Source organism: Rhizobium sp. USDA 3886 (assembly GCF_056279785.1).
Map to the genome: position 1 here is coordinate 1,769,305 of NZ_JBWCDC010000001.1, position 24,004 is coordinate 1,793,308.

Below are 24,004 nucleotides of genomic sequence, written 5' to 3' on the forward strand. Positions count from 1 at the left end.
AAAGCTGCGCTTCGAGCCTGCGTCATTGCTTTGAATGCTTGTGAAAAGCAACGGGAATCGCTAGCAATTTTTAGTACTACGGCACATTTGCCGGCTGGGGAGAGTAAATGATGAGAAATCGTGCCGGCTTGCTGGCTTTCGCAGTGCTTGCAGTTGCAATCCTTCTGATGGTCTTCGTGGTCATGCCCCGGATCGGCGAAGACGCGGCAAAAGTTGGCGATGCCATCAATCAAGCAGGCTCCGAGGTCAAGAACACCGTTGAAGAAGCCGGCAAGACCGCGCGGAACACGGCTGCCGACGCGGCGGCTACGACTGAGAAGGTCGGCCGTCTTTCCGCCGACGCAGGTCAGTCTCTCACGCAACTTAAGGCGCTCTTTGCGGACGGCAAGGGTCCGACGGCCGAAGCATTCGATGCCGCCAAGACAAAGGCGGCAGGCTCGCTGAGGGCGCTCGCTGACTTCGCGATCCCCGAAGGGACCGATGCGGCGACTGCGGCCACCGCCTCAAAAGCCAAGGACGGCGCGGCAAAGGCGCTGGCAATCGTCCAGGCCCTGCCAGAAAACATCGCCGACGCGCTTGCCGCCATCTCCAAGGCCGAAGCCGAACTGTCCCGCGCAAGCCAGCCCGCGGCACCGGCAAATGATGCGAATGCCGGATCGAAGCTGCCCGCTTTCGACGTCCTGCGCGTAGAGCCGGACGGATCCACCGTCATCGCCGGTTCGGCCACGCCGAACAGCAAGCTCGAAGTGATGGATGGCGACAAGGTTGTCACCACGACGAATGTCGGCCCGACCGGCGATTTTGCAGCCGTCCTCGACAACCCGCTGCCGCCCGGCGACCATCAGCTCGTGCTCAAGGCGACCGGCCAGGACGGCAAGAGCCAGACCTCGGAAGAAGTCGCAACCGTGTCCGTTCCGAAGGATGGCAGCGGAGCCGAACTTCTTGCCATGGTTTCCAAGCCGGGCGCGGCGAGCCGCATCATCACGGCGCCGACGGCCGGCACGCCGGCTGCTCAGCCCCCAGCAGGCGGCGACCAGGCTTCCGCTCAGCCCGGCCTGCCGGCCGGCTCGCCTGAGATCGCCAATACCGCACCGGCAGTTCCATCCGCGCCACAGGCAGGCGCACCTTCGGCGCCCGCCGAGGTGATGGTCAATGCGGTTGAAATCGAAGGCAAGAAGATCTTCGTCGCCGGCACCGCCAAGCCGAACGCCAACGTGATCGCCTATGCGGACGACGCCCTGATCGGCAAGGCAACAGCAGGTGGCGACGGCCATTTCGTCATCGACGGCGTCATGGAGCTTCCGGTCGGCGACCACAAGATTCGCGTCGATGTCGTCGACGGCAGCGGCAAGGTGGTCATTCGCGCTTCCGTCAACTTCACCCGCCCGGCAGGCGACCAGGTCACCGTTGCGGCACAGCCCGGAAACGCGCCCGCAAACGACGCCGGTGCCGCGATGGTTCCGCTCGATGAAGGCGAACTCGGCAAGCTGAGGGCCGATGCGGGCAAGGCGTTTGGACTGCTGAAGGGCCTTTTTGCCGACGGCAAGCTTCCCGGCGCCGAGCAGCTTGCAGCAGCGCGTTCGGCAACCGAATTCGCGCTCCGCTCGATCGCCGACTTCCGTCCGGCAGCAGAAGCAACGCCTGCCCTCAAACAGACGGCGGGCACGGCCTCCCAGTCGGCCTCCAGCGCGCTCGCCATGCTCCAGGCGCTGCCGAAGGATGCAAAGTCCGTAGGCGATGCTCTCGGCAAGCTTGGGACGACGATCGACGGTCTTACGGCCATGCCAGCACCAAAGGCAGCCGGCGCACCGGCTTCAAACGAAGCAGCCGCCGACCCAAGCCAGCCAAAGACGATCGAGCAGGCGCCGCTGACGGCGGACAACACCGCCGTCATCATCCGCCGCGGCGATACGCTGTGGCAGATTTCGCGCCGCGTCTATGGCCTCGGCGTGCGTTACACGACGATCTACATGGCGAATGAACCCCAGATCAACAATCCGGACCGCATTCTGCCCGGCCAGATCTTCGGCCTGCCGAAGGAAGCGCTGCCGAACGCCGAAGAGCTTCATCGCAAGCGCCTTTCCGGTGGGCATCTCTAAGCCGAACCAAATGATGGAAAGGCCGGGCCGGTATCGCGCCCGGCCTTTGTCCTCCCCGGCTTTTCACATGTTGCATTCGCACGCCGCGCACCCTATGTGGCGGAGACGGCGATCCTGTCTGCGGAGGCTCAATCGGGCATCTCCGCCTTTTGCACTTTTGCCGTATCGAAACGCCGCATTCGCGGCCGGGCCCGACCGGGCTGGAGATGGGCATGGCAAACGGCAAGACGGTTTCGGAATCCAACCTGCTGCGGACGCTCTTCAATCTTTGGCCCTACATGTGGCCTTCCGGCCGGACGGACCTGAAGATGCGCGTTGTCTGGGCGACGGTCTACTTGCTCGTCTCCAAGTTCGTGCTCCTGCTCGTTCCCTATTTCTTCAAATGGTCGACCGACGCCCTGAATGGCCGCGTGGATCTCGCCGGTACGCTGCCGCCGCTCCTCGTCGGCGCGACGGTGCTGGTGATCGCCTATAACCTCACCCGTCTGATTCAGCTTGGCCTCAATCAGCTGCGCGACGCGCTCTTTGCCAGCGTCGGGCAATATGCGGTGCGCCAACTCGCCTACCGGACGTTCGTGCATATCCACGAACTCTCGCTGCGCTTTCATCTGGAGCGCAAGACCGGCGGGCTGTCGCGCATCATCGAGCGCGGCACCAAGGGCATCGAGACGATCGTTCGCTTCACGATCCTGAACTCGGTTCCGACCGTCATCGAATTTCTGCTGACGGCCGCGATCTTCTGGTGGGGCTACGGCTTCTCCTATCTCGCGGTGACGGCCTTCACAGTCTGGGCCTATATCTGGTTCACGATCCGCGCGTCCGACTGGCGCATCGCCATCCGCCGGGCGATGAACGACAGCGATACCGACGCCAACACCAAGGCGATCGATTCCCTCCTCAACTTCGAGACCGTCAAATATTTCGGCAACGAGGAGATGGAGGCTAGACGCTTCGACAGGTCGATGGAAAGCTACGAGAAGGCGGCGACCGATGTCTGGACTTCACTCGGCTGGCTGAACTTCGGCCAAGGCGTCATCTTCGGCATCGGCACGACGGTCATGCTCTTGCTTTCGGCCTTTGCCGTCCAGCGCGGCGAACAGACCATCGGCGACTTCGTTTTCGTTAATTCCATGCTGTTGCAGCTTTCCGTGCCGCTCAACTTCATCGGCTTCGTCTACCGCGAAATCCGCCAGGGCCTTACTGATATCGAACAGATGTTCGACCTGCTCGACGTGACGCCCGAAGTAACCGATGCGCCCAACGCTGCACCGCTCAAGATCGGCCAGGGCGCGATCAGCTTCAAGGACGTGCATTTCTCCTACGATCCGGCGCGGCCGATCCTCAAGGGGATATCCTTCGAGGTTCCGGCCGGCAAGACGGTCGCGGTTGTCGGCCCGTCGGGCGCCGGCAAATCGACGCTTTCGCGCCTGCTCTACCGTTTCTACGACATCCAGAGCGGGGCGATCACCGTCGACGGCCAGGATATCCGCCGTGTCACGCAGAAAAGCCTTCGCTCGGCGATCGGCATGGTGCCGCAGGATACCGTGCTCTTCAACGATACCGTCGCCTACAATATCCGCTACGGCCGCCCGTCCGCCAGCGATGCGGAGGTGAAGGCGGCTGCGGAAATTGCCCAGATCGCGCATTTCATCGAACTGCTGCCGGAAGGCTTCGAAACCAAGGTCGGCGAACGCGGATTGAAGCTTTCGGGCGGCGAGAAGCAGCGCGTCGCCATCGCCCGAACGATCCTGAAGGCGCCGCCGATCCTGATCCTCGACGAGGCGACTTCGGCGCTCGACACGACGACGGAACGGGAGATCCAGACGGCCCTCGACGTCGTTTCGAAAAACCGCACGACGCTCGTCATCGCTCACCGCCTGTCGACCGTCATCGGCGCCGACGAGATCATCGTGCTCAAGAGCGGCGAGATCGCCGAGCGCGGCACGCATGTGGCGCTGCTCGAGAAGGACGGCCTCTACGCCTCGATGTGGAACCGCCAGCGCGAAGCGACGCAGGCGGAGGAACATCTGAAACAGGTACGCGAAAGCGACGACCTGGGCATCGTTGCCCGTCTCGCGCCGGCAAGCTGAGCGTTCGAACCAAACGACCGCTTTGCCGTTTTGCTGTTTAGAACCATGCCATAAGGTTGAGCGGAAGCGGCACGGCATTGCTCCCGCAGGACTTTTTCTATAACCAGCGGGAACGAAAAAGCGCGAGGAGACCAGCGTCGATGAGCTTGCTCAATACCGTTCGAAACACCATCGTTCCGGTGCACAAGGAAGGCTATGTATTCGTCGCCGCGTTCTTCGTAGCCTCGCTGATCCTCGGCTGGATATTCGAGCCACTCTTCTGGATCGGTCTCGTCCTGACGCTTTGGTGCGCTTACTTCTTCCGCGATCCCGAGCGCATGACGCCGCAGGATGACGATCTGGTGATCTCGCCGGCCGACGGCAAGGTTTCCTCGATCCAGATGGTCACGCCACCCGCCGAACTCGATCTCGGCAGCGAGCCGATGCTGCGGATCTCCGTGTTCATGAACGTCTTCAACTGCCATGTGAACCGCTCGCCGGTGCGCGGCCGCGTCGTCAGCATCAACTACCGGTCGGGCAGCTTCGTGAATGCCGAGCTCGACAAGGCGAGCGAGGACAACGAGCGCAATGGCCTGGTGATCGAGACCGTCCACGGCCGGATCGGCGTCGTGCAGATCGCTGGCCTCGTCGCCCGCCGTATTCTGTGCTGGGCTAATAACAACGAGCCGCTGGATGCCGGCGAGCGTTTCGGCCTTATCCGCTTCGGCTCCAGACTCGACGTATTCCTTCCTGCCGGCGCGGCGGCGCGTGTATCGCTCGGCCAGACGGCAATTGCAGGCGAAACGGTGCTTGCTGAATTCGGCTCCCCCAAAGGGCCGGTCATCAGCCGCCGCGGCTAGAACGAATGGAGCGCGCTATGGAGACGCCTTTTCCACCCTTCGAACCGAACGGCCCGAACGATTCGGCGCGCGGTCCGCGGCTCCGCGAAATTCCGCTGCGGCTCGTCGTTCCCAATCTCATCACGATCCTGGCGATCTGCGCGGGCCTGACCGGCATCCGCCTCGCTTTCGAAGGCCGCTACGAGCTGGCGGTGATCATGGTGCTGCTGGCCGCCTTTCTCGACGGCATCGACGGGCGCATCGCCCGCCTGATGAAAGCAACCTCCAAGTTCGGCGCACAGATGGATTCTCTCGCCGACATCGTCAATTTCGGGGTCGCGCCGGCGCTTGTCGTCTATGTCTTTGCGCTCGACAGCGCGCGCTCCATCGGCTGGATCGCCGCGCTGATCTATGCGATCGCCGCCGGCCTCCGCCTTGCCCGTTTCAACGTCATGGCGGAACGGGAAAGCCGCGCGCCCTGGCAATCCGAATATTTCGTCGGCGTGCCCGCGCCTGCCGGGGCCATGCTGGTGCTCCTGCCCGTCTATCTCGGATTCCTCGGCCTCACCGAGGACCGCACCTTCGCCTATATCTCTTCGGCCTATACGGTCCTGATCGCCTTCCTGCTCATCAGCCGCCTGCCCGTCTGGTCTGGCAAGTCGGAAGGCAGCCGCCTGCGGCGCGACCTGGTGCTGCCGCTGATGCTCGGCGTCGTGCTTTATGTCGCCCTGCTGATGAGCTTCACCTGGGAAGTGATGGTGTTCACCGTCATCGTCTACCTTCTGTCGCTGCCCTTTGGGGCACGTAAGTGGCGGCTGAAGTACGGCACGCTCACGATCGAAGAGCCGGGCGACGGCGACGACGATATCGGCCGCCACATCTGATTTCATGCTCCTCCGATACGTAGCACCGAGCGCGGGGCTTCGCCTCGCGCGATGTGATTGGCGTACACAATTCCTGACAAGCCATGCCTCTATTTTGTCGTCTTTGGCGACAAAAGAGCAAAATAATAAAAAGTCTAGGGAAACGTAAGGAGAGTATCGTGAGTTCGAATAAGACGGATCAGGCGGAACAAGCGGCAAAACCGGATCTGAGTACACATTACCGCCCGGTCGGCCTCAAGGCCGTACTGGCCGCCGCCCTGATGCTGAAGAGCAAGCAGCCCATCGTCAAGAAAGTCGCCTAAGCCGGACGGAAGAAGCGAACGAGCAGGCTGATTGCCAGCAGGCTCATGACGATACCGATGATGACATCGAGGACCCGCCACGCGGCGGGTTTTGCGAAGACCGGCTGCAGCAGACGCGCGCCATATCCCAGCCCGAAAAACCAGAGGAATGACCCGACGGCAGCCCCTGCCCCGTAGGCGATTCGATCCGAACCCTGGTAGGCGGCCGAAAGGCTGCCGAGCAGGACGACCGTATCCAGATAGACATGCGGATTGAGGAAAGTGAAGGCCAGGCAGGTGGCAACGGCGGCCTTCAGGCTCAATCCGTCTGGTGCTCCCGCCTTCATGACGCCGGGATGCAGCGAGCGGCGGAAGGCCATGACGGCATAGACGCCGAGAAAGATTGCGCCGCCGAGCGTCACGACGGAAATCAGCGCCGGCGAATGCGAGATCAGGGTTCCGAGGCCGGCGACCCCGGCTGCGATCAGCAGCGCATCTGACAGAGCGCAGATCAGGCAGATGACGAAGACATGCGAGCGCAGCAGTCCCTGGCGGAGCACGAAAGCATTCTGTGCACCGATCGCAATGATGAGGGATGCGCCGAGGAAGAAGCCCGAGACGGCAGCCGAGATCGAGAACATTTGTTATCCGGAAAATGCTGAATGACGTGAGGTTTCAGAAGAAGCTGAGCTGGTCGCCGCCAGGTTTCTTGCCGGGAGGTTTCGCCGGCTTCTCGACAACGACGGGCGTTTGCAGATCGGCCCCCATATTGATGACCTTATTGACCTTGTCAGAGACGGGGATCGCTTCGAAGAAGTCCTCTTCTGCGGGCTGCATCAAGTCAGCGACCTCCCGCGGCTCCTGCGTTTTGCAGTCGAGCCAGCGAGCGAAATCCTCCGGCTTGATGACGACCGGCATGCGGTCGTGGATCGATGCAATGGACGCGTTGGCGGCTGTGGTCAGGATCGCGCCCGTATCGACTTCCGAGCCGTCCGCGGACGACCAGGTTTCCATCAGGCCGGCGAGGGCGACCACGCCGCCGCGGCGGGGCCTGATCCAATAGGCCTGCGGTTTCTCGCCGCTTTCCTTCGAGGGACGGTGCCATTCGTAAAAGCCGGAGGCCGGGACGAGCACGCGGCGATGGCGCATCGCGGCACGGAAGGATGCCTTGCCGATCGCGGTTTCGGCCCGCGCATTGATGAGCAGCGGAAATTCCTTGGGATCCTTCACCCAGGATGGCGTGAAGCCCCAACGCACCAGCACGGCGCGACGATCCGGAAGATTGCTGCCCCTCACCTGCGTTTCGCCGGAAACGACGACGAGGATCGGCTGTGTCGGCGCAATATTGTAGCGCGCGGGAAAGTCCTCGAGCTCCAGAAGCCCAAGTATCTCCTTCAACTCCTCGGGGGTCAGCGTCAAGGCATAGCGTCCGCACATGACGTTGTCTTTGCACCCTGTTTTGCAGCGGTCAAGGCCGCGGCCCGAAGAGGATGATTGCCGCCCCTGCAAGGCAGACGGCCGCGCCGCCGATATCCCAGCGGTCCGGAACGCGATTTTCCGCAAGCCACAGCCAGAAAAGTGACGCGACGATATAAATGCCGCCATAGGCTGCAAAGGTGCGGCCGGCCGCCTCGCTCGGCACCAGCGTCAGAAGCCAGGCGAAAAGCGCAAGCGAAACCATGCCTGGCGCGAGCCACCAGACCGGCTTGCCTATCCGGAGCCATGCCCAGAAGGCGAAGCAACCGGCGATCTCGAAAAGGGCCGCAAACGCGTAGATGATGTAGGTCAGACACCCTTCCCTTCGAATCAGCGATTGAATATTCAAAACGAGAATACGGAAATCCCCGGCTGAGTGTAGAGACGGCAGATCATGACTTCAAATCCAAGAGCAGCGTCTTCGGCGATCCTTGAGCGCGACGGCCGCTTCCTTCTCGTACTCCGCCGCAACCCGCCGTCTGCTGATATGTATGCCTTTCCCGGCGGCCGGGCGGAAGATGGCGAGACACCGGACCAGACCGCGCTGCGCGAATTCGAGGAGGAGACCGGCATCCGCGCCTATAATCCGCAGCTCTTTGCGGCCTACGACTTGAAGGCCCATGCCGTCGACGGCAGCGTCAGCAGCCATTTTCTCCTTTCGGTTTTCACCGTAGAGGCTGACGGGAAAGCGATCGCCGAAGCTTCGGACGACGCAGCCGCTCTCGGGTGGTACACCGTCGAAGAAATCCGCCGCTTGCCGGTGCCCCAGTCGGTACTTGAATGCGCCGAACGGCTCTCCACGCGACAATAACGGCGTGGATAGTCATCAGCCCGCCTTGTTCCGGTCATGGCGAGGGTATCAACTATCAGCATGATTCCCGTTCGACGCGTTTTCTTGTCTCTCGTTGTGTGCGCCGGTTCGGCTATGGCGGCTGTGGCATGGGCGCAGGACAAGGCACCGCCGGTGGAGCCCGAAACCATACCTGCAGCGCCCGCCATCGTGCCTTATGACGACAAGCTTTTGCGGCTGGCGGAAGTGATCGGGTCGGTTCATTACCTGCGCACGCTCTGCAAGGCGCCGGGCGGCAGTGAATGGCGAAGCGACATGCAAAGGCTGCTGGATTCGGAGACGAACGACGAACCGCAGCGGAAGGAAAAGCTGACGGCGGCGTTCAACCACGGCTACCGCGCTTTTGCTTCGGTCTACACCGATTGCACTCCATCGGCCATCGTGGCAGAAGAGCGCTACCGTAACGAAGGTGCAACACTCGCCACAGAAATTACCTCGCGCTTTGGAAATTAGCGTTTAATTAACCTGTTTTCACTCGCGCGCGTGTCGTTTTGGGAAAAGGCTGATAGACTTGTTAACCAGGCAGTAAGGCATGCAATTTGAGGAAGAAATGATGGAACCAAGCCTCAATGACATCGACGATATGATCGTCCACGAAAAGATGCAGGCGGCTCTGGAGTACCACAACGAAGCCTGGGCCGACGGTATGGCTGATGGTATCGAGCCAGAGATCATTGCCGATACGGCAATCGTTCAAGCGCTGCGCGAAACGATCCGCCGCCATGGCGAAAAGGGCGCAGAGGCACTGCTTGATTCGTTGCGTGAACGTATGTTGGGTGGCGAATTTTCTCCGAACCGCACCCTGCAATAATAGAGAGTCCCATGCGTACCGGTAAGGACACCGTATCGCGGCCTTCGATCGCGCCGCTCCTGCTCGCTGTTTGTTTCAGCGCCGGCATTCTGGCGGCCCCTTCGGCAAATGCTCTTTCTGAACTGCAGAAGATTCCGGGCCAAGCCGATCCGCAGGCGGCCGATCAGGAAAACCCCGAGCAGTCCCAGACACCGCCTTCCACGTCCCCCGGCGTGCCGATGCCGGATCCCCTCGTCAACAAGGACAGCAGCCAAAGCGCGGACACGACACCCGGCGCCAGCGACGATTCGAAGCCGGTCGAAGTGATCTACGACATCAGCAAGGTGCCGGAACCCGTACGCCGCATGCGCGAGCAGATCGTGGAAGCCGCCGCGTCCGGCGATCTGGAACGCCTGCGACCGCTCTTCGGCACTGGTGCCGAGCAGACCCAGGTGACAGTGGGCGAGCCGACGGACGACCCGATCGGCACGCTGAAAGACCTTTCGGGCGATCCAGACGGCGACGAGATCCTTGCTATCATGCTCGACGTGATCTCGACCGGCCTCGTGCATGTCGGCGCAGGCACGCCGGACGAGATGTATGTCTGGCCTTATTTCGCCGAGAAGGACCTCAAGACGCTGACGCCGCCGGAGCGGGTGGAACTGCTGCGCATCGTCACCGCGGGCGATCTTTCTGACATGCAGGAATTCGGAGGCTACAACTTCTATCGTCTCGGCATCACGCCTGCCGGCAAATGGAAGTTCTTTACGGCCGGCGACTGACTTCAACCTTTCAATCCCGCTTGCAGCAGGCGCACGGAAGACCTACTTCTGAGCGATAACGAACGCACAGGTTTCGCCATGCCAGCCGTCTTTCTGAACGATCGCGCGCTTATCCGCGTCTGCGGCACCGACGCCGAATCCTTCCTGCACAATCTCATTACGACCGACATCATCTCGCTTTCCGCGAGCGAAGCGCGGCCGGGTGCACTGCTGACGCCGCAGGGAAAGATCCTGTTCGACTTCATGATCTGGCGCGACGGCACCGATTTCGTCATCGAGACGGACGCCGGGCAGCGGGAAGCGCTCGTGAAGCGGCTTACCATGTACAAGCTGCGTGCCGCTGTGACACTTGAGGTAGTCGAAGAGCCTGGCGTTACCGTCTCTTGGGACGAAGATACCGCTGAAGGCGTGGCCGACAGCCGCTTTGCGAAGGCCGGGGTGGTGCTTCTGCGCCGCGGCGGCAAGCACGGCGCGGCGGATGCCGCACTTTACGATGCGTTGCGCGCTGCGCACGGCGTTGCGATTTCCGGTGCGGATTTCGCCCTGCAGGACGCGTTTCCGCATGACGTGCTGCTGGATCTGAACGGCGGGCTTTCCTTCAGGAAGGGATGCTATGTCGGTCAGGAAGTGGTTTCCCGCATGCAGCATCGCGGCACCGCGCGGCGGCGTGTCGTATCGGTCAGCGCGGATGCTGATCTTCCGGCAACAGGGACCGAAATCACCGCGACCGGAAAGCCGGTCGGCACTTTGGGCACGGTCGCCGGCAGTAATGGACTTGCGATCGTCCGCATCGATCGCGTTGGCGAAGCGATCGCAAGTGGCACTCCGCTCTTGGCGGGAGAGACAACAGTTTCGCTGACGCTGCCGCCCTGGTCCGGCCTCACCTTCCCTGCCAGCACCGACGAGGCGAGCGCGTGAGCAAGGAGCCGCGTGCATGGCAACGCATGCTTTCCGGCCGGCGCCTCGATCTGCTCGATCCCTCGCCGCTTGATGTCGAACTCAGTGATATCGCCCATGGTCTGGCACGTGTCGCGCGCTGGAACGGCCAGACCTCCGGGAACCACGCCTTTTCCGTCGCCCAGCACTGCCTCGTCGTCGAGGACATCTTCCGGCGGTTCAACGATGCGACGCCGGACGACTGCATGATGGCGCTGCTGCACGATGCCCCGGAATATGTGATCGGCGATATGATCTCGCCTTTCAAGGCGGTGGTCGGCGGCGGCTACAAGGTCGTGGAGAAGCGGCTCGAGTCGGCGGTTCACCTGCGCTTTGGCCTGCCGCCGCATCCTTCGCGGGAACTCAAGGACAAGATCAAGAAGGCCGATACGATCGCCGCCTATTTCGAGGCGACCTGCCTTGCCGGTTTCACGCCGGTCGAAGCGCAGAAATTCTTCGGCCAGCCGCGTGGCGTCAGCAAGGACATGCTGTTGATCGAGCCGCTTCCGGCGCTGGAGGCGCAGCGGCTGTTCTGTGAACGCTTCGAAGCGATCGAAACGATGCGTAGGCGCGCGAAACCATGACAAGGATCGTCGTTTCACCGCTTTCGCGGATCGCCGAAATGGCGGTGCGCTACGGGGCGCGGGAAATGATCAGCCTGATGGCGAAGGAACAGGCCTTTCACCGTCCGGGCGTGATTGCTGCCGACCGTCATCTGCTGCTGCACATGAACGACATCGCCTTCAAGGGAACGGGAAACTTGGTTGCGCCCGAGGAGGCGCATGTGCGCCAGCTGATCGACTTCGCCGCTGCCTGGGATCAACGCTCGCCTTTGCTCATCCATTGCTGGATGGGGGTTTCGCGCTCCCCCGCCGCCGCCCTGATCGCAGCGCTTTCGCTTGCGCCGGACCAGGACGAGATTACGCTGGCAAAGCGCCTGCGCAGCGCCTCGCCCTATGCGACGCCCAATGCGCGCATCGTCGAAATCGGCGATGTGCTGCTTCAGAGAAAGGGCCGTCTGGTGGAGGCCGTCCGGGCCATCGGACGTGGTGCGGATACCGACGGCAATGCGCCTTTCGTGCTACCGGTCGCCGCGGAATTCGCCGGTTGACGCTTCTGCCGCCTGCCCCATCTAGCCTTGGCATGGAGCAGGCAACCGACGTCATCGCGGCTACCCGAACGGCACTCAACGAAGCAAGCGCGCTCGCCGTGCAATACTCATTCTCGATCCTCGGGGCGATCATCCTTCTGATCGGCGGCTGGCTCATGGCGCGTTTCGTGAGCCGTTGGGCCTATGAAGGCATGTCGCGGGTGCGCGGCATCGACGAAACGTTGGTGCGTTTCTTCACAAATGTGTTGCGCTATGCATTGCTGATCCTCGTTTTCGTCACGGTTCTTGCCCAGTTCGGCGTTCAGACTGCGTCGATCATCGCCGCTCTTGGTGCTGCGGGCCTGGCGATCGGACTGGCGCTGCAGGGCACGCTGCAGAATATCGCGGCGGGCATCATGCTGCTCATCCTGCGCCCCTTCCGGGTTGGCGAGTATATCGAGACGAGCAGCGTCTCAGGCACGGTGCGCGAGATCGGTCTCTTTGCCACGGAGTTCAAGACGGGTGATGGGCTCTATCGCCTCGCGCCGAATTCGATCCTCTGGAACACGCCGATCACCAATTACAGCCGGGAACCGACGCGCCAGAACGAGTTGAAGATAAGCCTTGCCTACGAAGACGATGCCGATGTGGCCATGGAGCGATTGCTCGGCTTTACCAAAGCCGATCCGCGCGTGCTGAAAACGCCAGCACCGGCCGTCTTCATCGACAGCATGAGCGGCGCCACGATCGGTCTCACCCTGCGCTATTGGGCCAAGACCGGAGACTGGTGGGGCGTGAGCCGCGACATGATCAAGCGCGCCAAGCTTGCCATCGATCAGGCCGGGCATCTCATTCCTCCATCCGGCGCTGAAGCGCCACCCGGACCGGCGGCCGCCGATGCCGAAATGACAGCAGACGAGCCAAAAATGCGAGAACGGAAAAGCCGGTAGGCCACTGGCGCACGGAACGTTTTGACTCGCCATCGGTTAACTTCCCAAGGAGACTGACCGATGCCGCTGCCGAACTACCGCGATACGTTTCTGCAGTGCCTGGAAACCCTGAAGGGTCTTACCGGGCGGTCGGAGGACTATGCCCGTTTCCGCTGGCAGGCGATCTATCTGACGCGCGGCCGCTTTTCCTATTTCTTCCGCGGGGCGTCCGACGGCCAAACCGCCGGCTTTTCCGGCCAGCAGATCGATCTGACGAACGGCGAAATCACCATGATTCCCGTCCGCTCCGCCGGTCTCTACGGGGCAACTTTCGGCCTTAACGAGGCGATTACGGCGTATGGCGGTCCGGCGAAGTCTGTCATCGACGTTGCGCATGCCTTCAATGAGGCAAGCGAGATGAGCTACCAGCCGGAGTTCTTTTATGTGCGGATGGACCTGCTTCACAGTGCCAACGACAGCCGGATGGGCCGTGCGGATAATCCGCGTCTTCGGGAAAATACCAATCTGATCTTCGTCGGCCTCGAGGACCAGATAACGGCGGATTTGCTGGAGGAGAGCGATATCGCCCGCTGGGTTGCGCAGGAAAAGCCTATGGCTTCGACGGACTGGTACGCCGAGCGTTTCTATTACAGTTGAAAAAGGCGGTCTCAGCCGCCCTCACGTTCATTCGACAACACCGCAAGCGAGCCTTGCGCCCGCATCGCCCGCCGGCTGGCTGCGATAATCGTCCGAATTCGCATGGATCATCAGCGCGCGGCCGCGAATGCCGTCCTTCTTATCATCGAGCGACACCATGCCGTCAAAGACCTGCGCGCGCAGGACGCCATCCTGGCCGACATACTGGTTCGGCATATCACCGGCGTGCGGACCCTTGGCGGTCAGCATGCCGTGCTCAGCTTGCGTCGGATTGAAGTGCTTGCCAGCCGATTCATGATGGGTGGCCGCGTCGCATTTGCCGACTTCGTGGACGTGAAAACCCACCCACCTGTTTGACGGAAGTCCAGAGACTTCGAGTTCGATCAGCACGCCGCCATTGGCCGCAGCCGTCAGCGTCGCACGGCCGTTCTCCTTGCCGTCTTCGCCGACAAAATTTGCAACCGCCGTCTGCTTATCCTGCGCAAATGCCATCGATGCTAATGCGGCAACTGCGAATACCGCAATCGTGACTATCCTTGCCATCGGGATTCCTTCCATTTTTGGGAGCTTATTGTTCCCAACGCCTCATGGAGGAAGGTGTTCCTGCCGCAGATCAGGCAAACAAAAAGCCGGCCACCAGGGTCGGCTTCAATTGCCGCAGGTCAGGCTCAGGACGCAATATCGAGGTCGTACTGGCCGTATGTATTGCGGTAGAGTTCGAAGGCATGATCATCGGCCTGACCTGCCGCATACTGAGAATTCGAAGCAACGGTCCCGGCGTCGCGGTCGCCTAGACCGATCATGAGTGCAAGAACATTGTCGCCAGCCTTGGAGCGCGACTGGCGTTCCGCGTCGTCTTCGCCGAACTGCTTGAGAATGCCGGGCTTTTCATCAGCTGCACGCTCCCCGCGGCTCAACACGCCGTCGCCATTCGCGTCCAGCCGCGAAAGGGTTGCCAAATAGGCATAGGATGTTTCTGAACCAGATGAAACTTGAGTCATACAAACCTCCGTACACCGCCTTTTGCCGGTGATGTCTGTACGCAATACGATAGGAAATAATCAAAACTGACTCGGTGGATAAACTGATTTGCGAGTCGGGTCAATAAGCTGTTAACTTCTCAGTAACCAAGATTGACAAAGCCTTTACACGAGATTTGCCGCCTTGCATCCAGAGGGTGCGCATGGCATGGCATATACGATTTCCTATATGTTTTGCAGGCAACCGATTGTTAATTCGGCTAACAGATAATGATTGCAACGGGTTGCCGCAGCAGGACCGGTCATTTCCGGCATTGTTTAAATCGATTATTTCAAAGATTTTTAGAAAGGCCTTTGCATGCGCGGTGCAAAGCGCAGCGCTTCCTGCTCAGACTTGAGGTGATGGGGCCTGCGATGAGTTGCAGCGGTCTGCATGCAGGATATTACCCTCATGGATGCTGAAACGCTCTTTTGGCAGCAATGCGCCCAAGCCGTAAATGATGACGGTTCTGTCGATGCGCGGCGCCTGATGGCGCTTGTCATCGAAACCTGTCGAAGCCATGGCCGCGGGCGGGCCCTTTTCGCCCTCGTGCTCGACAACCTGCCGCTTGGTCTCAGCGTCTTCGATTCGGCACAACGCCTGACCCTTTGCAACGGTCGATTCCGTCAGATCTTCGGTTTCTCCGACGATCAGGCAGTCCCCGGCGTTCCTGTTCAGGCTCTCAGCACCAGTATCCACGGAAAGGAGAGGAAGGTGGCCCGATCCGCGTTCCGCTCCAAAGATGAGCGTACCGCGCCGCCCGGCCAAGGTAAAATCCGCCGGCGCGAATGGCTGATGGACGACGGCCGCGTTATCTTGAGTGTTGTGACCGTCTTGCCGGACGGCAGCAATATCGCGATCCATTCCGATATCACCGAAGAACGAAAGGCAGCCGAGCGGATCGCACATCTTGCCCATCACGATCCGCTGACCGGGCTGCCGAACCGCATCCGTTTTCGCGAGCAGGTCGATGCCGCCCTTTCCGCGCGTGCGCCAGACGAGCAGATCGCGCTCGTACACCTGAACCTCGACCGATTTAAATCCATCAACAATACGATGGGCGTTTCGACCGGCGACACCATCCTCCGCCAGGTTGCCGAACGCATCCGCGCATCGGCTGGCAGCGAGAACATCCTGGCCCGTCTCGGCTCCGACGAATTCGCGATCCTTCAACGCGGAAGGCAGCAGCCGTGGAATGTTACCGCGCTTGCCGACCAGATCCGCCGCGAACTTTCCGGGCCCTTCTTTCGCGGCGACAAGCAGATCGAACTCAGCGTCTCGATGGGAATCGCAGTCGCTCCCGAGGACGGCGCCGAGACGGACGTACTGCTCCGCAACGCCGGCGTCGCGCTCTCGCAGGCCAAGGCGGACGGGCGCAAACACGAGCGCTTCTTCACCAGCGAGATGGCCTCCCGCATCCAGGCCCGTCACGCGCTCGAAGCCGACCTTCGCCTAGCGCTGCAGAACGACGAACTCGAGTTGCACTACCAGCCGCTCTACGATCTGCGCCAGCAGCGCATCTGCGGCTTCGAAGCGCTCGTGCGCTGGAACCATCCGACGCGCGGACGCGTGCCGCCGATGGAGTTCATTCCGCTCGCCGAGGAGGTCGGCCTTGTCGTCGATATCGGGCGCTGGGTCCTGAAAAAAGCGTGCAGCGAAGCATCGTGCTGGCCGGAAGACATCAAGATCGCCGTCAACGTCTCGGCGATCCAGTTCACCAGCAGCGATCTGCTGGCCGATGTCGATGAGGCAGTCGCGGAGGCGGCGATATCGCCGGCGCGGCTGGAACTGGAGATTACCGAAAGCGTGCTGATGGAAAATCTCGACGATACGCTGCCGATCCTCCATGCCCTGAAAGAGCGCGGCACCCGGATTTCCATGGACGATTTCGGCACCGGCTATTCGTCGCTGAGCTACCTCAGCAGCTTTCCCTTCGACAAAATCAAGATCGACAAGTCCTTCGTCAGCGGCATAGCCGAAAACAAGGAAGCCTACGCGATCATGCACGCGATCATCCTGCTCGGAGATGCGCTCGGCATGCGCGTCACGGTCGAGGGCGTCGAGACGGCCGAGCAGAAGAGCCTGCTCGAAAGCGAGGAATGCGACGAGATTCAGGGCTACTACATCAGCCCGCCGGCGCCGGCACCTGATGTCGCTCGCCTGCTTTCGGCATCACGCTCCGGATCCATGGCGAAGGCGAGCTGAGTGCTTCATTGCGACTCGTGTCCGGAAGCTTTATGCGGTAGCCCAGTTTTTGCAAAATCCCGGTGACACGCATGTTCGAGGCCAAGGCCTTCTCTCCCTTCGAAAGCCTCGCGGCCGAACTTATTCCCTATGCCACGGAGGGCGATGACGGGTCTCATGATCTTGCCCATATCCTGCGTGTCTTCCGCAATGCGATGCGCATACACGCGACAGAGGGCGGCAACGGTCGAATCCTGTCCGCCGCCGTGCTGCTCCATGACTGCGTCGCGGTCGAAAAAAGCTCGCCGCTGCGCTCCAAAGCTTCGGCGCTCGCGGCACAGAAGGCGTCCGGCATCCTGAAGGAACTGGGCTGGACGGCAGAGGAAATTGCGGCCGTTGCACATGCGATCACCACACACAGCTTTTCCGCCAACATCACGCCGGAAACCCTCGAAGCGCGGATATTGCAGGATTCCGACCGCCTCGACGCAATCGGCATGGTGGGCGCGGCGCGCTGTTTCTATATCGGCGGGCGCATGGCTTCCGGCCTTTATGATCCGTTCGACCCGGCTGCCGAACACCGCCCGCTCGACGACCGGCGCTACGCCATTGACCATTTCCAGACAAAGCTGTTCAAACTTGCCGACGGATTTCAGACGGCGGCAGGACGCGCCCTTGCAGCCGAACGCGACAAAGGTCTTCGGGGTTTCCTCGCGGCGTTCATGGACGAGATTTAGGAGAACAGAATGCGCGTCAGCGATCTTTTTATCTATCCGCTCAAGAGCGCCCGCGGCATCGCCATTCCTTTCTCGGCGGTCGACGCCTTCGGCCTTCCCGGCGACCGCCGCGCCATGGTGACGGATCCGGCCGGTCATTTTATCACGCAGCGCGAATTGCCCGCACTTGCTCGGATCGAAGTGCGACCCGAGCCGAACGCTTTCCGGCTGCTGATGGCCGGAAAGCCGGATATTGCCGTGCCAGTGCCGCAGCCGGACCGCCGGATGGATGTCGTCGTCTGGAAATCCTTGGTAAATGCCGCAGTTGCCGACGACGAAAGCAATGCGCGGCTTTCCGAATGGCTCGGACGTGACGTGAAGCTGATTTTCTTCGATGGCCAGGCGCGACGCATCGCAAGTGCCGAATGGGCGGGCGATGGGACGCCTGTGACGTTCGCCGACGGCTACCAGATCCTGGTGACAACGACCGGTTCGCTGAAAGCGCTCAACGCCAATCTCGCCGCGCATGCGGAAGGCAGCGTCGGCATGGAGCGCTTCCGGCCGAACATCGTCATCGAGACCGACGAAGCCTGGCCGGAAGACCGCTGGGCGGCAATCGAGATCGGCGGCATCCGCTTCGATCTCGTGAAGCCCTGCGCGCGCTGCATCATGACGACGCAGGACCAGATGACCGGCTCGCGCGAGGTTCCAAGCCCTATGCCCGCGATGGGCCGCATCCGCATGTCGGCAGACCGCCGCGTGCCGGGCCCGATTTTCGGCTGGAACGTTACGCCGCGCGGCACCGGCAGCATCGCGATCGGCGACGCTGTGACCGTCGTCGAGGAACGGCCGGAAGGCTGGGCGTTCAAGGTGCGCGCGGCGGATTAACGGCCCGCCAGCGCGGCATCGATCTTCGCCATCACCTCGTCAGGCAGCGGTCCCTTTTCCAAGGCGCCGGCGTTTTCCTCAACCTGGGCGACGGTGCGGAAGCCAGGAATGGGCAGCGTGCGCGGCGAGCGTGCCCATAGCCAGGCAAGAGCGCCTTGTGTCAGCGTGCGGCCGCCGGTGGTCAGCAGATCGCGAACGGCCTCCAGGCTTGCGGCGAATTCCGGCGCGATGCGCCCATCCTTGAAATAGACCATCCAGTCGAGGCTTGCGCCGCGGACATCCTTGGCGCCGACTGCCTTGTCCGCGGTGAACTTGCCGGTGAGAAGCCCCATGGCCAAGGGGCCGCGGTTGATCGACAGCAGGCCGTTCTTCTCGATCACATCGATCATGGCCGGAACCGGCTCGAAGACATTCATCGTATGCTGGACGGAAACAAAACCATTGTGGCCTGCGTGGCGGGCGGCGCGATCCGGGAAATCCGTGCTCCAGCCGAAGGCGTCGATCTTGCCTTCGGCCTTCAAGGCCTCGAGCACGCCGAAAACTTCGTCTGAAGCTTCCAGCGGAAAGTCGTTCAGGTGGAATTGCAGGAGATCGAGCCGCTCGCGCTTCAGCCGGCGCAGCGAGGTTTCCGCCGATTGGCGGATGAAAGCCGGATCGGCAAAGGCGCCCGTTGCCTGCTTCGATTTCTCGTCGGTGGCAAAGCCGAATTTCGTGGCGATGACGATATCGTCGCGGTTGCCGATCGCGCGGCCGACGACCTCTTCCGAATGCCCGGCGCCGTAATTCGAAGCCGTGTCGAAAAAGCAGATACCGAGATCGACGGCGCGGTGAATGGCCTCGATCGACTCTTCGTCATCGACCTCCCCCCAGCCGAGCGGCACGTCGCCTGCGAAAAAGGGCCCGCCGATCGCCCAGCAACCCATGCCGAGCCGCGGGATTTTGCGGCCATTCCAGAGCATGATCGTTGTCGCATTATCTGTTTTCGTCAGCATGAAAATCCTCCTTGAACAATACCGGCAGACATAGGGAGAGCGCCGGAACGGATAAACCGCCAATTCCGCAACATGTTTTTCAGCTGTGAAAAACGGCTCTCAGACCGAGAGTTCGTCCGGCGCGGCAGGAACGGCCCTGAGAGATGGATTGAGCGCCTTCAGGGCAGCCTGAATGAACCCCTCGCGGGCGACAGCCGATTCGATGCCGCGCGGCTCGTAGACATGGCGATGCAGGAAAAAGCCCGTCAGCCGAAAGGCCGCGCTCAGACTGTCGAAGTCTGCGGCATCATTGCCGTCGGCGCGCAGAAAGGCCGGAAGCACGAACATCTTGTCGGCCCAGGGGGCCCCGGCTGCCCGGCTGACCGCCCGGCCGGATTTCGGCGAGACGTAGGCAAGATCGGTCCGCGCACCGGTTGCGGCGCATTCGGCAAGATCAAGGCCGAAGCCGAGATCGTTGAGCACGGCAAGCTCGAAGCGGACGAAGAGCTCGCCGGCATCCGCTGGATTGTGGAGATTGTCGAGGATGACTTCGAGCGCATCGTAAAGATGCGGATGCGGGTCGCGCTCCGGCAGAAGCCGCAAAAGCGCGCCCATCGCCTGCACGCCGTAGACAGCGGTGGCCGTCTCCATAAGACGCGCGGCGCGCAACCGCAGCGGTTCGACGCGGAACTCGCCGAGATGCTCGTCGAGGCGCGCGCGCCAGATGATATCCACCTCGTTGCCGGGCTGAAGCACCGGCTGCATCGCTCGTGAGCGGCCGGAGCGCACGAGGCCGAGATGCCGGCCGCGAGCACGCGTCATCACCTCGGCGATGACGCTGGTCTCACCGTGGCGTTTGACGCCAAGAATGATTGCATGATCCTGCCACTGCATCAGAAAACGAACCTTTAGCCCTGGGCATCAATCCTAACGCAGGCCGGGCCTTATGTCATGAAGCCGGGCCCAATTCGGCCGTCGGAAACAGCTTCTCGAGGAATTCGCGCATCGCGCTTTCGTCGAAGGGCTTTACGAGAAGCGGCACGTCCTGGAGGTCCGGCGGGAAATCCTGCGTATCGGAATAGCCGCTGACGAAGCCGAAAGGAATGCCCGTGTCATTCAGATGCCGCGCAAAGCCAAAGCTCATTGTCTCGCCGAGATTGACGTCGAGCAGCGCAAAATCATAGCTTTCCGACTTCACGGCATCCATCGCCTGATCGAGGCCGCTTGCGATATCGATGGTCTCCACGCCGACGGCGCGGAGCATATCTTCCGCTTCCATCGCGATGATGAGACTGTCTTCAAGGACCAGAACACGGCTTGCGTTCATGATCTCCGCGCCCTTCGCTGAACGCCGCTTACGGCGCACACCGCCTGCTTAACCCGCATCTCTACCTCTGGTACCCCAAATAACCCGATTACCGGGCCATAGCCATGCGACCTGAGTGAGCCGCTTTTCCGATTTTTGTCGATAGGCAGCAAAATAGGAGGAAAGGTGGCAGACCGAACTTATTTTTAGTTTGACCGATTTGCATTCAAAAAAGACGTGACCGCAGAAATTTTATGGGCGGTCGCTTGGTTTGGCCAAGCCGGCGGCCTCTCTCAATCGGTCAACGCGGAAAGTCGAGCCCCATTTCCCGGAATCGCTCCGGGTCGTCGCCCCAGTTCTCGCGGACCTTGACGAAGAGAAAGAGGTGGACCGGCTGCTCGAGGATTTCGGCGAGTTCCTTGCGGGACGCCGAGGAGATCGCCTTGATCGTCTCGCCGCCCTTGCCGAGCGTGATCTTCTTCTGGCTGTCGCGCTCGACATAGATCACCTGTTCGATACGCACTGAGCCGTCCTTGCGCTCTTCCCACTTTTCCGTTTCGACGTGGGAGGAATAAGGAAGCTCCTGGTGCAGGCGCAGGAAGAGCTTTTCGCGGGTGATTTCGGCCGCGAGCTGGCGTATCGGCAGATCGGAAATCTGGTCTTCCGGATAGTACCACGGCCCCTCCGGCAAGGTCTCTGCCAGGTAATCCATGAGGTCGTCGCAGCCGGAGCCGTTCTCCGCCGAGATCATGAAGGTTCGGTCGAAGGCGATCTTTTCGTTTGCGGCGGCGGCCAGCGCCAGAAGGTCCTCGCGCTTGACGCGGTCGATCTTGTTGAGCAGGAGTATCTTCGGCTGCCGCACCTCCTTCAGCCCTTCCAGGATCGCTTCCGCGTCGCCGCGCAGGCCGCGCTCGCTGTCGATCAACAGCACGATGAGATCAGCATCCCTGGCGCCACCCCAGGCCGACGTCACCATGGCGCGGTCCAGCCTGCGGCGCGGCTTGAAGATGCCGGGCGTATCCATAAAGACGATCTGCGCATTGTTGTGGATCGCAATGCCGCGGACGATGGCGCGCGTCGTTTGCACCTTGTGGCTGACGATCGACACCTTTGCGCCGACGAGGCGGTTCACCAGTGTCGATTTTCCGGCATTGGTCGGGCCGATCAGGGCGACGAAGCCGGAATGCGTTTCGCCATTGGTTTCAGGGGCGCCTTCATGCGCCATGTCGTTTTCTTCGGTCATTGTCCCGTTCAATTTCCGGCAGAGGATTTCTGCCAAATGCCTTCGCGTTCCAGCATCTTCGTCGCGGCGACCTGTTCGGCCGCACGCTTCGAGCGCTCGACGCCCGTTTCCGGCTTCACGCCGGCGACTTCCACCGTCACCGTGAAGCGCGGATCATGATCCGGCCCGGTGCGTTCTTCAACCCGATATTGCGGCGTGACGCCGAATTTCGCGTGAGACCATTCCTGCAGCTCGGTCTTGGCGTCCCGTTTTGCGCCATCGGCGCGGGTCGCCCGCTTCTCCCAGTATTTCAGGATGAAGCAGCGGGCGACTTCGAGGCCGCCGTCGAGATAGAGCGCGGCGATCAGGCTTTCGACCACATCGGCGCGCACGTTCATCATGCGCTTGCCGGTAAGTTTCTTTACGTCGGCGCCTGTGCGGATGAAGAGATGCAGGCCAAGCTCGTCGGCCACTTCCGCGCATGTCTCGGCGCTGACGAGCTGGTTCAGGCGCACCGACAGTTCGCCTTCCCCGGCCGTCCCGAAGGTGCGGAAAAGCAGTTCGGCGATGCAGAGGCCGAGCACACGGTCGCCCAGGAATTCCAGGCGTTCGTAATTGCCGCCCTTCTGAGCGCGGGCGCTCGCATGCGTCAAAGCCCGGCCCAGGCGCTCCTTCTCGGCGAACTCGTGGCCGATCAAGGCCTCAAGCCTCATCCGGTCCGCCGCCGAAAGCGTCTGCACTTTGCTCATTCAACAACCTTGAAGAGGCGGTCCCACCGCATGTTGGCCGGCCATTTCCAGATTTCGCGGAACGATGTGTCGTTGCCGAGCGAGAAGAAGATGACGCTGGCGCGGCCGACAAGGTTTTCCGCAGGAACGAAGCCGACGTCGAAACGGCTGTCGAGGGAATTGTCGCGGTTGTCGCCCATCATGAAGTAATGGCCTTCCGGCACGACGAAGTCCTGCGTGTTGTCGCCACGCGAAACGGGCGACTGGTCGAGCGTGTCGTAAGTCTTGCCGTTGTCGAGCGTTTCGCGGAATACCGGCACGTCTTCGCCCGGATCGAGCTTGTAATCCGAAGTAAAGACGCCGTCCGTCACCTTCGGAACCGGCTTGCCGTTGATATGAAGCACGCCATCCGTCACTTGGATGTGATCGCCCGGCAGGCCGACGACGCGCTTGATGTAATCGATGTCCGGGTTCGGCGGGAAGCGGAAGACCACGATATCGCCGCGATTCGGCTCGGAGCCGAAGATGCGGCCGCTGAAAAGGTTCGGCGAAAAAGGCAGCGAGTATTTCGAATAGCCGTAAGCGAACTTGTTGACGAAGATGTAATCCCCGACGAGCAGGGTCGGCATCATCGAGCCGGAGGGAATGGTGAACGGCTGGAAGAAGACCGTCCGGATCACCATCGCCAGCAACAATGCCTGAATAATGACTTTAATATTTTCCCAAAGGGCGTTCGGCTTGGTTTCGGCTTTTTCGGACACGCAGTCTTGTTCCTTAAGGGCGCCGCAGCGGCGCATTCTCTATTTGCTTCTCTCTAGCGGCTTCGGTCGGTGGCGGCAATGCCGCGAACATTAAAAGCGACGGCACGCCGTTGCTCATGCGCTTTCCGGCAGGGCTTCAATGATCACGAATGCCTGAGCAAGCGGGTAATCATCGGTGATCGTCAAATGGACCATCGCCTTGTGCCCGGTGGGCAGCATTGACTGAAGCACGACGGCGGCACCGCCCGTCAGTTGCATCGTCGGCTTGCCGCTCGGCAGATTGACGACGCCTAGATCCTTCCAGAAAACGCCTTGCGCCATGCCCGTTCCGAGCGCCTTCGAGCAGGCTTCCTTGGCGGCGAAACGCTTCGCATAGGATTCGGCACGGTTGGCGCGGCGGTCGGAACGCGCCCGCTCGATCTCGGTGAAGCAACGATGGGTGAAGCGCTCGCCGAAGCGCTCGAGCGACTTTTCGACGCGGCGGATGTCGATGAGATCGCTGCCAATACCGATGATCATGCGATGC

The 24,004-nt window shown here is 61.4% G+C and carries 28 protein-coding genes and 1 pseudogene; 17 read left to right on the forward strand and 12 right to left on the reverse strand.

Annotated elements, in window-relative coordinates:
• The first annotated feature begins 107 nt into the window (after positions 1-107).
• The 5 genes from ACZ9BX_RS09210 to ACZ9BX_RS09230 all read left to right on the forward strand — a co-directional run bounded on the left by ACZ9BX_RS09210 (position 108) and on the right by ACZ9BX_RS09230 (position 6,193).
• Positions 108-2,099, forward strand: coding sequence for a LysM peptidoglycan-binding domain-containing protein (locus ACZ9BX_RS09210; protein WP_476217320.1), 1,992 nt, complete (start codon positions 108-110; stop codon positions 2,097-2,099).
• Between the two features lie 212 nt (positions 2,100-2,311).
• On the forward strand, positions 2,312-4,189 hold the full coding sequence (locus ACZ9BX_RS09215; protein WP_476217322.1) for an ABCB family ABC transporter ATP-binding protein/permease: 1,878 nt from the start codon (positions 2,312-2,314) through the stop codon (positions 4,187-4,189).
• A gap of 77 nt (positions 4,190-4,266) precedes the next feature.
• Positions 4,267-5,028 carry a phosphatidylserine decarboxylase gene (locus ACZ9BX_RS09220; protein ID WP_476217324.1) on the forward strand — a complete coding sequence of 254 codons (762 nt, stop codon included), beginning with the start codon at positions 4,267-4,269 and terminating at the stop codon, positions 5,026-5,028.
• A gap of 17 nt (positions 5,029-5,045) precedes the next feature.
• On the forward strand, positions 5,046-5,891 hold the full coding sequence (gene pssA / locus ACZ9BX_RS09225) for a CDP-diacylglycerol--serine O-phosphatidyltransferase (RefSeq protein ID WP_476217326.1): 846 nt from the start codon (positions 5,046-5,048) through the stop codon (positions 5,889-5,891).
• 158 nt (positions 5,892-6,049) lie between these two features.
• A complete protein-coding gene (locus tag ACZ9BX_RS09230) occupies positions 6,050-6,193 on the forward strand; it encodes a hypothetical protein (protein WP_476217328.1) in 144 nt (47 codons plus the stop codon).
• Here the strand turns inward: ACZ9BX_RS09230 and ACZ9BX_RS09235 are convergent.
• Genes ACZ9BX_RS09235 through ACZ9BX_RS09245 form a run of 3 tightly spaced genes read right to left on the reverse strand, consistent with a single transcriptional unit; the run spans position 6,190 to position 7,961 of the window.
• Complete coding sequence (locus ACZ9BX_RS09235; protein ID WP_476217330.1) at positions 6,190-6,813, reverse strand: LysE/ArgO family amino acid transporter; 624 nt, start codon at positions 6,811-6,813, stop codon at positions 6,190-6,192. The two genes, ACZ9BX_RS09230 and ACZ9BX_RS09235, sit on opposite strands and share 4 nt — an antisense overlap.
• Before the next feature lie 34 nt (positions 6,814-6,847).
• Positions 6,848-7,609 (reverse strand): SOS response-associated peptidase, encoded by a 762-nt coding sequence (locus ACZ9BX_RS09240; RefSeq protein ID WP_476217332.1) that lies wholly within the window; start codon positions 7,607-7,609, stop codon positions 6,848-6,850.
• A 31-nt stretch (positions 7,610-7,640) separates the two neighbouring features.
• Positions 7,641-7,961: a YnfA family protein gene (locus ACZ9BX_RS09245; RefSeq protein WP_132567779.1), complete on the reverse strand. Its 321-nt coding sequence runs from the start codon at positions 7,959-7,961 to the stop codon at positions 7,641-7,643.
• A gap of 81 nt (positions 7,962-8,042) precedes the next feature.
• Here ACZ9BX_RS09245 and ACZ9BX_RS09250 point away from each other — a divergent pair, with 81 nt between their 5' ends.
• The 9 genes from ACZ9BX_RS09250 to ACZ9BX_RS09290 all read left to right on the forward strand — a co-directional run bounded on the left by ACZ9BX_RS09250 (position 8,043) and on the right by ACZ9BX_RS09290 (position 13,682).
• Complete coding sequence (locus ACZ9BX_RS09250; RefSeq protein WP_476217334.1) at positions 8,043-8,459, forward strand: NUDIX hydrolase; 417 nt, start codon at positions 8,043-8,045, stop codon at positions 8,457-8,459.
• Positions 8,460-8,495: 36 nt separating this feature from the next.
• On the forward strand, positions 8,496-8,951 hold the full coding sequence (locus ACZ9BX_RS09255) for a TIGR02301 family protein (RefSeq protein WP_476217336.1): 456 nt from the start codon (positions 8,496-8,498) through the stop codon (positions 8,949-8,951).
• 100 nt (positions 8,952-9,051) lie between these two features.
• A complete protein-coding gene (locus ACZ9BX_RS09260) occupies positions 9,052-9,309 on the forward strand; it encodes a hypothetical protein (protein ID WP_027507415.1) in 258 nt (85 codons plus the stop codon).
• Between the two features lie 11 nt (positions 9,310-9,320).
• Positions 9,321-10,070 (forward strand): hypothetical protein, encoded by a 750-nt coding sequence (locus tag ACZ9BX_RS09265; RefSeq protein ID WP_476217338.1) that lies wholly within the window; start codon positions 9,321-9,323, stop codon positions 10,068-10,070.
• Between the two features lie 78 nt (positions 10,071-10,148).
• Positions 10,149-10,988 (forward strand): CAF17-like 4Fe-4S cluster assembly/insertion protein YgfZ, encoded by an 840-nt coding sequence (ygfZ, locus tag ACZ9BX_RS09270; RefSeq protein ID WP_476217340.1) that lies wholly within the window; start codon positions 10,149-10,151, stop codon positions 10,986-10,988.
• 26 nt (positions 10,989-11,014) lie between these two features.
• Positions 11,015-11,590, forward strand: coding sequence for an HD domain-containing protein (locus ACZ9BX_RS09275; protein ID WP_476219942.1), 576 nt, complete (start codon positions 11,015-11,017; stop codon positions 11,588-11,590).
• Positions 11,587-12,117: a tyrosine phosphatase family protein gene (locus ACZ9BX_RS09280; RefSeq protein WP_476217342.1), complete on the forward strand. Its 531-nt coding sequence runs from the start codon at positions 11,587-11,589 to the stop codon at positions 12,115-12,117. The genes ACZ9BX_RS09275 and ACZ9BX_RS09280 overlap by 4 nt, the downstream gene beginning before the upstream one ends.
• Positions 12,118-12,149: 32 nt before the next feature.
• On the forward strand, positions 12,150-13,046 hold the full coding sequence (locus ACZ9BX_RS09285; protein WP_476219944.1) for a mechanosensitive ion channel family protein: 897 nt from the start codon (positions 12,150-12,152) through the stop codon (positions 13,044-13,046).
• A gap of 60 nt (positions 13,047-13,106) precedes the next feature.
• Complete coding sequence (locus ACZ9BX_RS09290) at positions 13,107-13,682, forward strand: hypothetical protein (protein WP_476217343.1); 576 nt, start codon at positions 13,107-13,109, stop codon at positions 13,680-13,682.
• A 27-nt stretch (positions 13,683-13,709) separates the two neighbouring features.
• Here ACZ9BX_RS09290 and ACZ9BX_RS09295 read toward each other — a convergent pair whose 3' ends face one another.
• Together ACZ9BX_RS09295 and ACZ9BX_RS09300 are read right to left on the reverse strand one after the other, a co-directional pair.
• Positions 13,710-14,225, reverse strand: a complete 516-nt coding sequence (locus tag ACZ9BX_RS09295) for a superoxide dismutase family protein (protein WP_476217345.1) — start codon at positions 14,223-14,225, stop codon at positions 13,710-13,712.
• A 125-nt stretch (positions 14,226-14,350) separates the two neighbouring features.
• Positions 14,351-14,683: a hypothetical protein gene (locus ACZ9BX_RS09300; protein ID WP_476217347.1), complete on the reverse strand. Its 333-nt coding sequence runs from the start codon at positions 14,681-14,683 to the stop codon at positions 14,351-14,353.
• A 430-nt stretch (positions 14,684-15,113) separates the two neighbouring features.
• Between ACZ9BX_RS09300 and ACZ9BX_RS09305 the strand changes: the two genes are divergently transcribed.
• The 3 genes from ACZ9BX_RS09305 to ACZ9BX_RS09315 all read left to right on the forward strand — a co-directional run bounded on the left by ACZ9BX_RS09305 (position 15,114) and on the right by ACZ9BX_RS09315 (position 18,490).
• Entirely contained in the window at positions 15,114-16,907 is a 1,794-nt protein-coding gene (locus tag ACZ9BX_RS09305; RefSeq protein ID WP_476217348.1) for a putative bifunctional diguanylate cyclase/phosphodiesterase, read from the forward strand.
• Between the two features lie 71 nt (positions 16,908-16,978).
• Complete coding sequence (locus tag ACZ9BX_RS09310) at positions 16,979-17,623, forward strand: HD domain-containing protein (protein ID WP_476217349.1); 645 nt, start codon at positions 16,979-16,981, stop codon at positions 17,621-17,623.
• A gap of 9 nt (positions 17,624-17,632) precedes the next feature.
• Positions 17,633-18,490 (forward strand): MOSC domain-containing protein, encoded by an 858-nt coding sequence (locus ACZ9BX_RS09315; protein WP_476217350.1) that lies wholly within the window; start codon positions 17,633-17,635, stop codon positions 18,488-18,490.
• On the opposite strand, the gene ACZ9BX_RS09320 is transcribed toward ACZ9BX_RS09315, so the two are convergent.
• From ACZ9BX_RS09320 to acpS, 7 genes and pseudogenes are all read right to left on the reverse strand, one after another.
• A complete protein-coding gene (locus tag ACZ9BX_RS09320; RefSeq protein ID WP_476217352.1) occupies positions 18,487-19,482 on the reverse strand; it encodes an aldo/keto reductase in 996 nt (331 codons plus the stop codon). The genes ACZ9BX_RS09315 and ACZ9BX_RS09320 overlap by 4 nt on opposite strands.
• A 99-nt stretch (positions 19,483-19,581) precedes the next feature.
• Complete coding sequence (gene recO / locus ACZ9BX_RS09325) at positions 19,582-20,355, reverse strand: DNA repair protein RecO (protein ID WP_132567721.1); 774 nt, start codon at positions 20,353-20,355, stop codon at positions 19,582-19,584.
• 55 nt (positions 20,356-20,410) lie between these two features.
• Positions 20,411-20,836, reverse strand: a pseudogene (locus ACZ9BX_RS09330) (response regulator); the annotation flags it as partial.
• Between the two features lie 232 nt (positions 20,837-21,068).
• Entirely contained in the window at positions 21,069-22,010 is a 942-nt protein-coding gene (era, locus tag ACZ9BX_RS09335; RefSeq protein ID WP_132567725.1) for a GTPase Era, read from the reverse strand.
• Between the two features lie 8 nt (positions 22,011-22,018).
• Positions 22,019-22,738, reverse strand: a complete 720-nt coding sequence (gene rnc, locus ACZ9BX_RS09340; protein WP_476217356.1) for a ribonuclease III — start codon at positions 22,736-22,738, stop codon at positions 22,019-22,021.
• Positions 22,735-23,478 (reverse strand): signal peptidase I, encoded by a 744-nt coding sequence (gene lepB, locus ACZ9BX_RS09345; protein ID WP_476217358.1) that lies wholly within the window; start codon positions 23,476-23,478, stop codon positions 22,735-22,737. The genes rnc and lepB overlap by 4 nt, the downstream gene beginning before the upstream one ends.
• Before the next feature lie 114 nt (positions 23,479-23,592).
• On the reverse strand, positions 23,593-23,997 hold the full coding sequence (gene acpS / locus ACZ9BX_RS09350; protein ID WP_027507433.1) for a holo-ACP synthase: 405 nt from the start codon (positions 23,995-23,997) through the stop codon (positions 23,593-23,595).
• Positions 23,998-24,004 lie beyond the last annotated feature (7 nt).

Bases quoted from the DNA above. Each gene is read 5' to 3' on its own strand.
- ACZ9BX_RS09210 (WP_476217320.1), top strand. From the start codon at position 108: ATGATGAGAAATCGTGCCGGCTTGCTGGCTTTCGCAGTGCTTGCAGTT.
- ACZ9BX_RS09215 (WP_476217322.1), top strand. From the start codon at position 2,312: ATGGCAAACGGCAAGACGGTTTCGGAATCCAACCTGCTGCGGACGCTC.
- pssA (WP_476217326.1), top strand. From the start codon at position 5,046: ATGGAGACGCCTTTTCCACCCTTCGAACCGAACGGCCCGAACGATTCG.
- ACZ9BX_RS09235 (WP_476217330.1), bottom strand. From the start codon at position 6,813: ATGTTCTCGATCTCGGCTGCCGTCTCGGGCTTCTTCCTCGGCGCATCC.
- ACZ9BX_RS09240 (WP_476217332.1), bottom strand. From the start codon at position 7,609: ATGTGCGGACGCTATGCCTTGACGCTGACCCCCGAGGAGTTGAAGGAG.
- ACZ9BX_RS09250 (WP_476217334.1), top strand. From the start codon at position 8,043: ATGACTTCAAATCCAAGAGCAGCGTCTTCGGCGATCCTTGAGCGCGAC.
- ACZ9BX_RS09255 (WP_476217336.1), top strand. From the start codon at position 8,496: ATGGCGAGGGTATCAACTATCAGCATGATTCCCGTTCGACGCGTTTTC.
- ACZ9BX_RS09260 (WP_027507415.1), top strand. From the start codon at position 9,052: ATGGAACCAAGCCTCAATGACATCGACGATATGATCGTCCACGAAAAG.
- ACZ9BX_RS09265 (WP_476217338.1), top strand. From the start codon at position 9,321: ATGCGTACCGGTAAGGACACCGTATCGCGGCCTTCGATCGCGCCGCTC.
- ygfZ (WP_476217340.1), top strand. From the start codon at position 10,149: ATGCCAGCCGTCTTTCTGAACGATCGCGCGCTTATCCGCGTCTGCGGC.
- ACZ9BX_RS09275 (WP_476219942.1), top strand. From the start codon at position 11,015: ATGCTTTCCGGCCGGCGCCTCGATCTGCTCGATCCCTCGCCGCTTGAT.
- ACZ9BX_RS09280 (WP_476217342.1), top strand. From the start codon at position 11,587: ATGACAAGGATCGTCGTTTCACCGCTTTCGCGGATCGCCGAAATGGCG.
- ACZ9BX_RS09285 (WP_476219944.1), top strand. From the start codon at position 12,150: ATGGAGCAGGCAACCGACGTCATCGCGGCTACCCGAACGGCACTCAAC.
- ACZ9BX_RS09290 (WP_476217343.1), top strand. From the start codon at position 13,107: ATGCCGCTGCCGAACTACCGCGATACGTTTCTGCAGTGCCTGGAAACC.
- ACZ9BX_RS09295 (WP_476217345.1), bottom strand. From the start codon at position 14,225: ATGGCAAGGATAGTCACGATTGCGGTATTCGCAGTTGCCGCATTAGCA.
- ACZ9BX_RS09300 (WP_476217347.1), bottom strand. From the start codon at position 14,683: ATGACTCAAGTTTCATCTGGTTCAGAAACATCCTATGCCTATTTGGCA.
- ACZ9BX_RS09305 (WP_476217348.1), top strand. From the start codon at position 15,114: ATGGATGCTGAAACGCTCTTTTGGCAGCAATGCGCCCAAGCCGTAAAT.
- ACZ9BX_RS09310 (WP_476217349.1), top strand. From the start codon at position 16,979: ATGTTCGAGGCCAAGGCCTTCTCTCCCTTCGAAAGCCTCGCGGCCGAA.
- ACZ9BX_RS09315 (WP_476217350.1), top strand. From the start codon at position 17,633: ATGCGCGTCAGCGATCTTTTTATCTATCCGCTCAAGAGCGCCCGCGGC.
- ACZ9BX_RS09320 (WP_476217352.1), bottom strand. From the start codon at position 19,482: ATGCTGACGAAAACAGATAATGCGACAACGATCATGCTCTGGAATGGC.
- recO (WP_132567721.1), bottom strand. From the start codon at position 20,355: ATGCAGTGGCAGGATCATGCAATCATTCTTGGCGTCAAACGCCACGGT.
- era (WP_132567725.1), bottom strand. From the start codon at position 22,010: ATGACCGAAGAAAACGACATGGCGCATGAAGGCGCCCCTGAAACCAAT.
- rnc (WP_476217356.1), bottom strand. From the start codon at position 22,738: ATGAGCAAAGTGCAGACGCTTTCGGCGGCGGACCGGATGAGGCTTGAG.
- acpS (WP_027507433.1), bottom strand. From the start codon at position 23,997: ATGATCATCGGTATTGGCAGCGATCTCATCGACATCCGCCGCGTCGAA.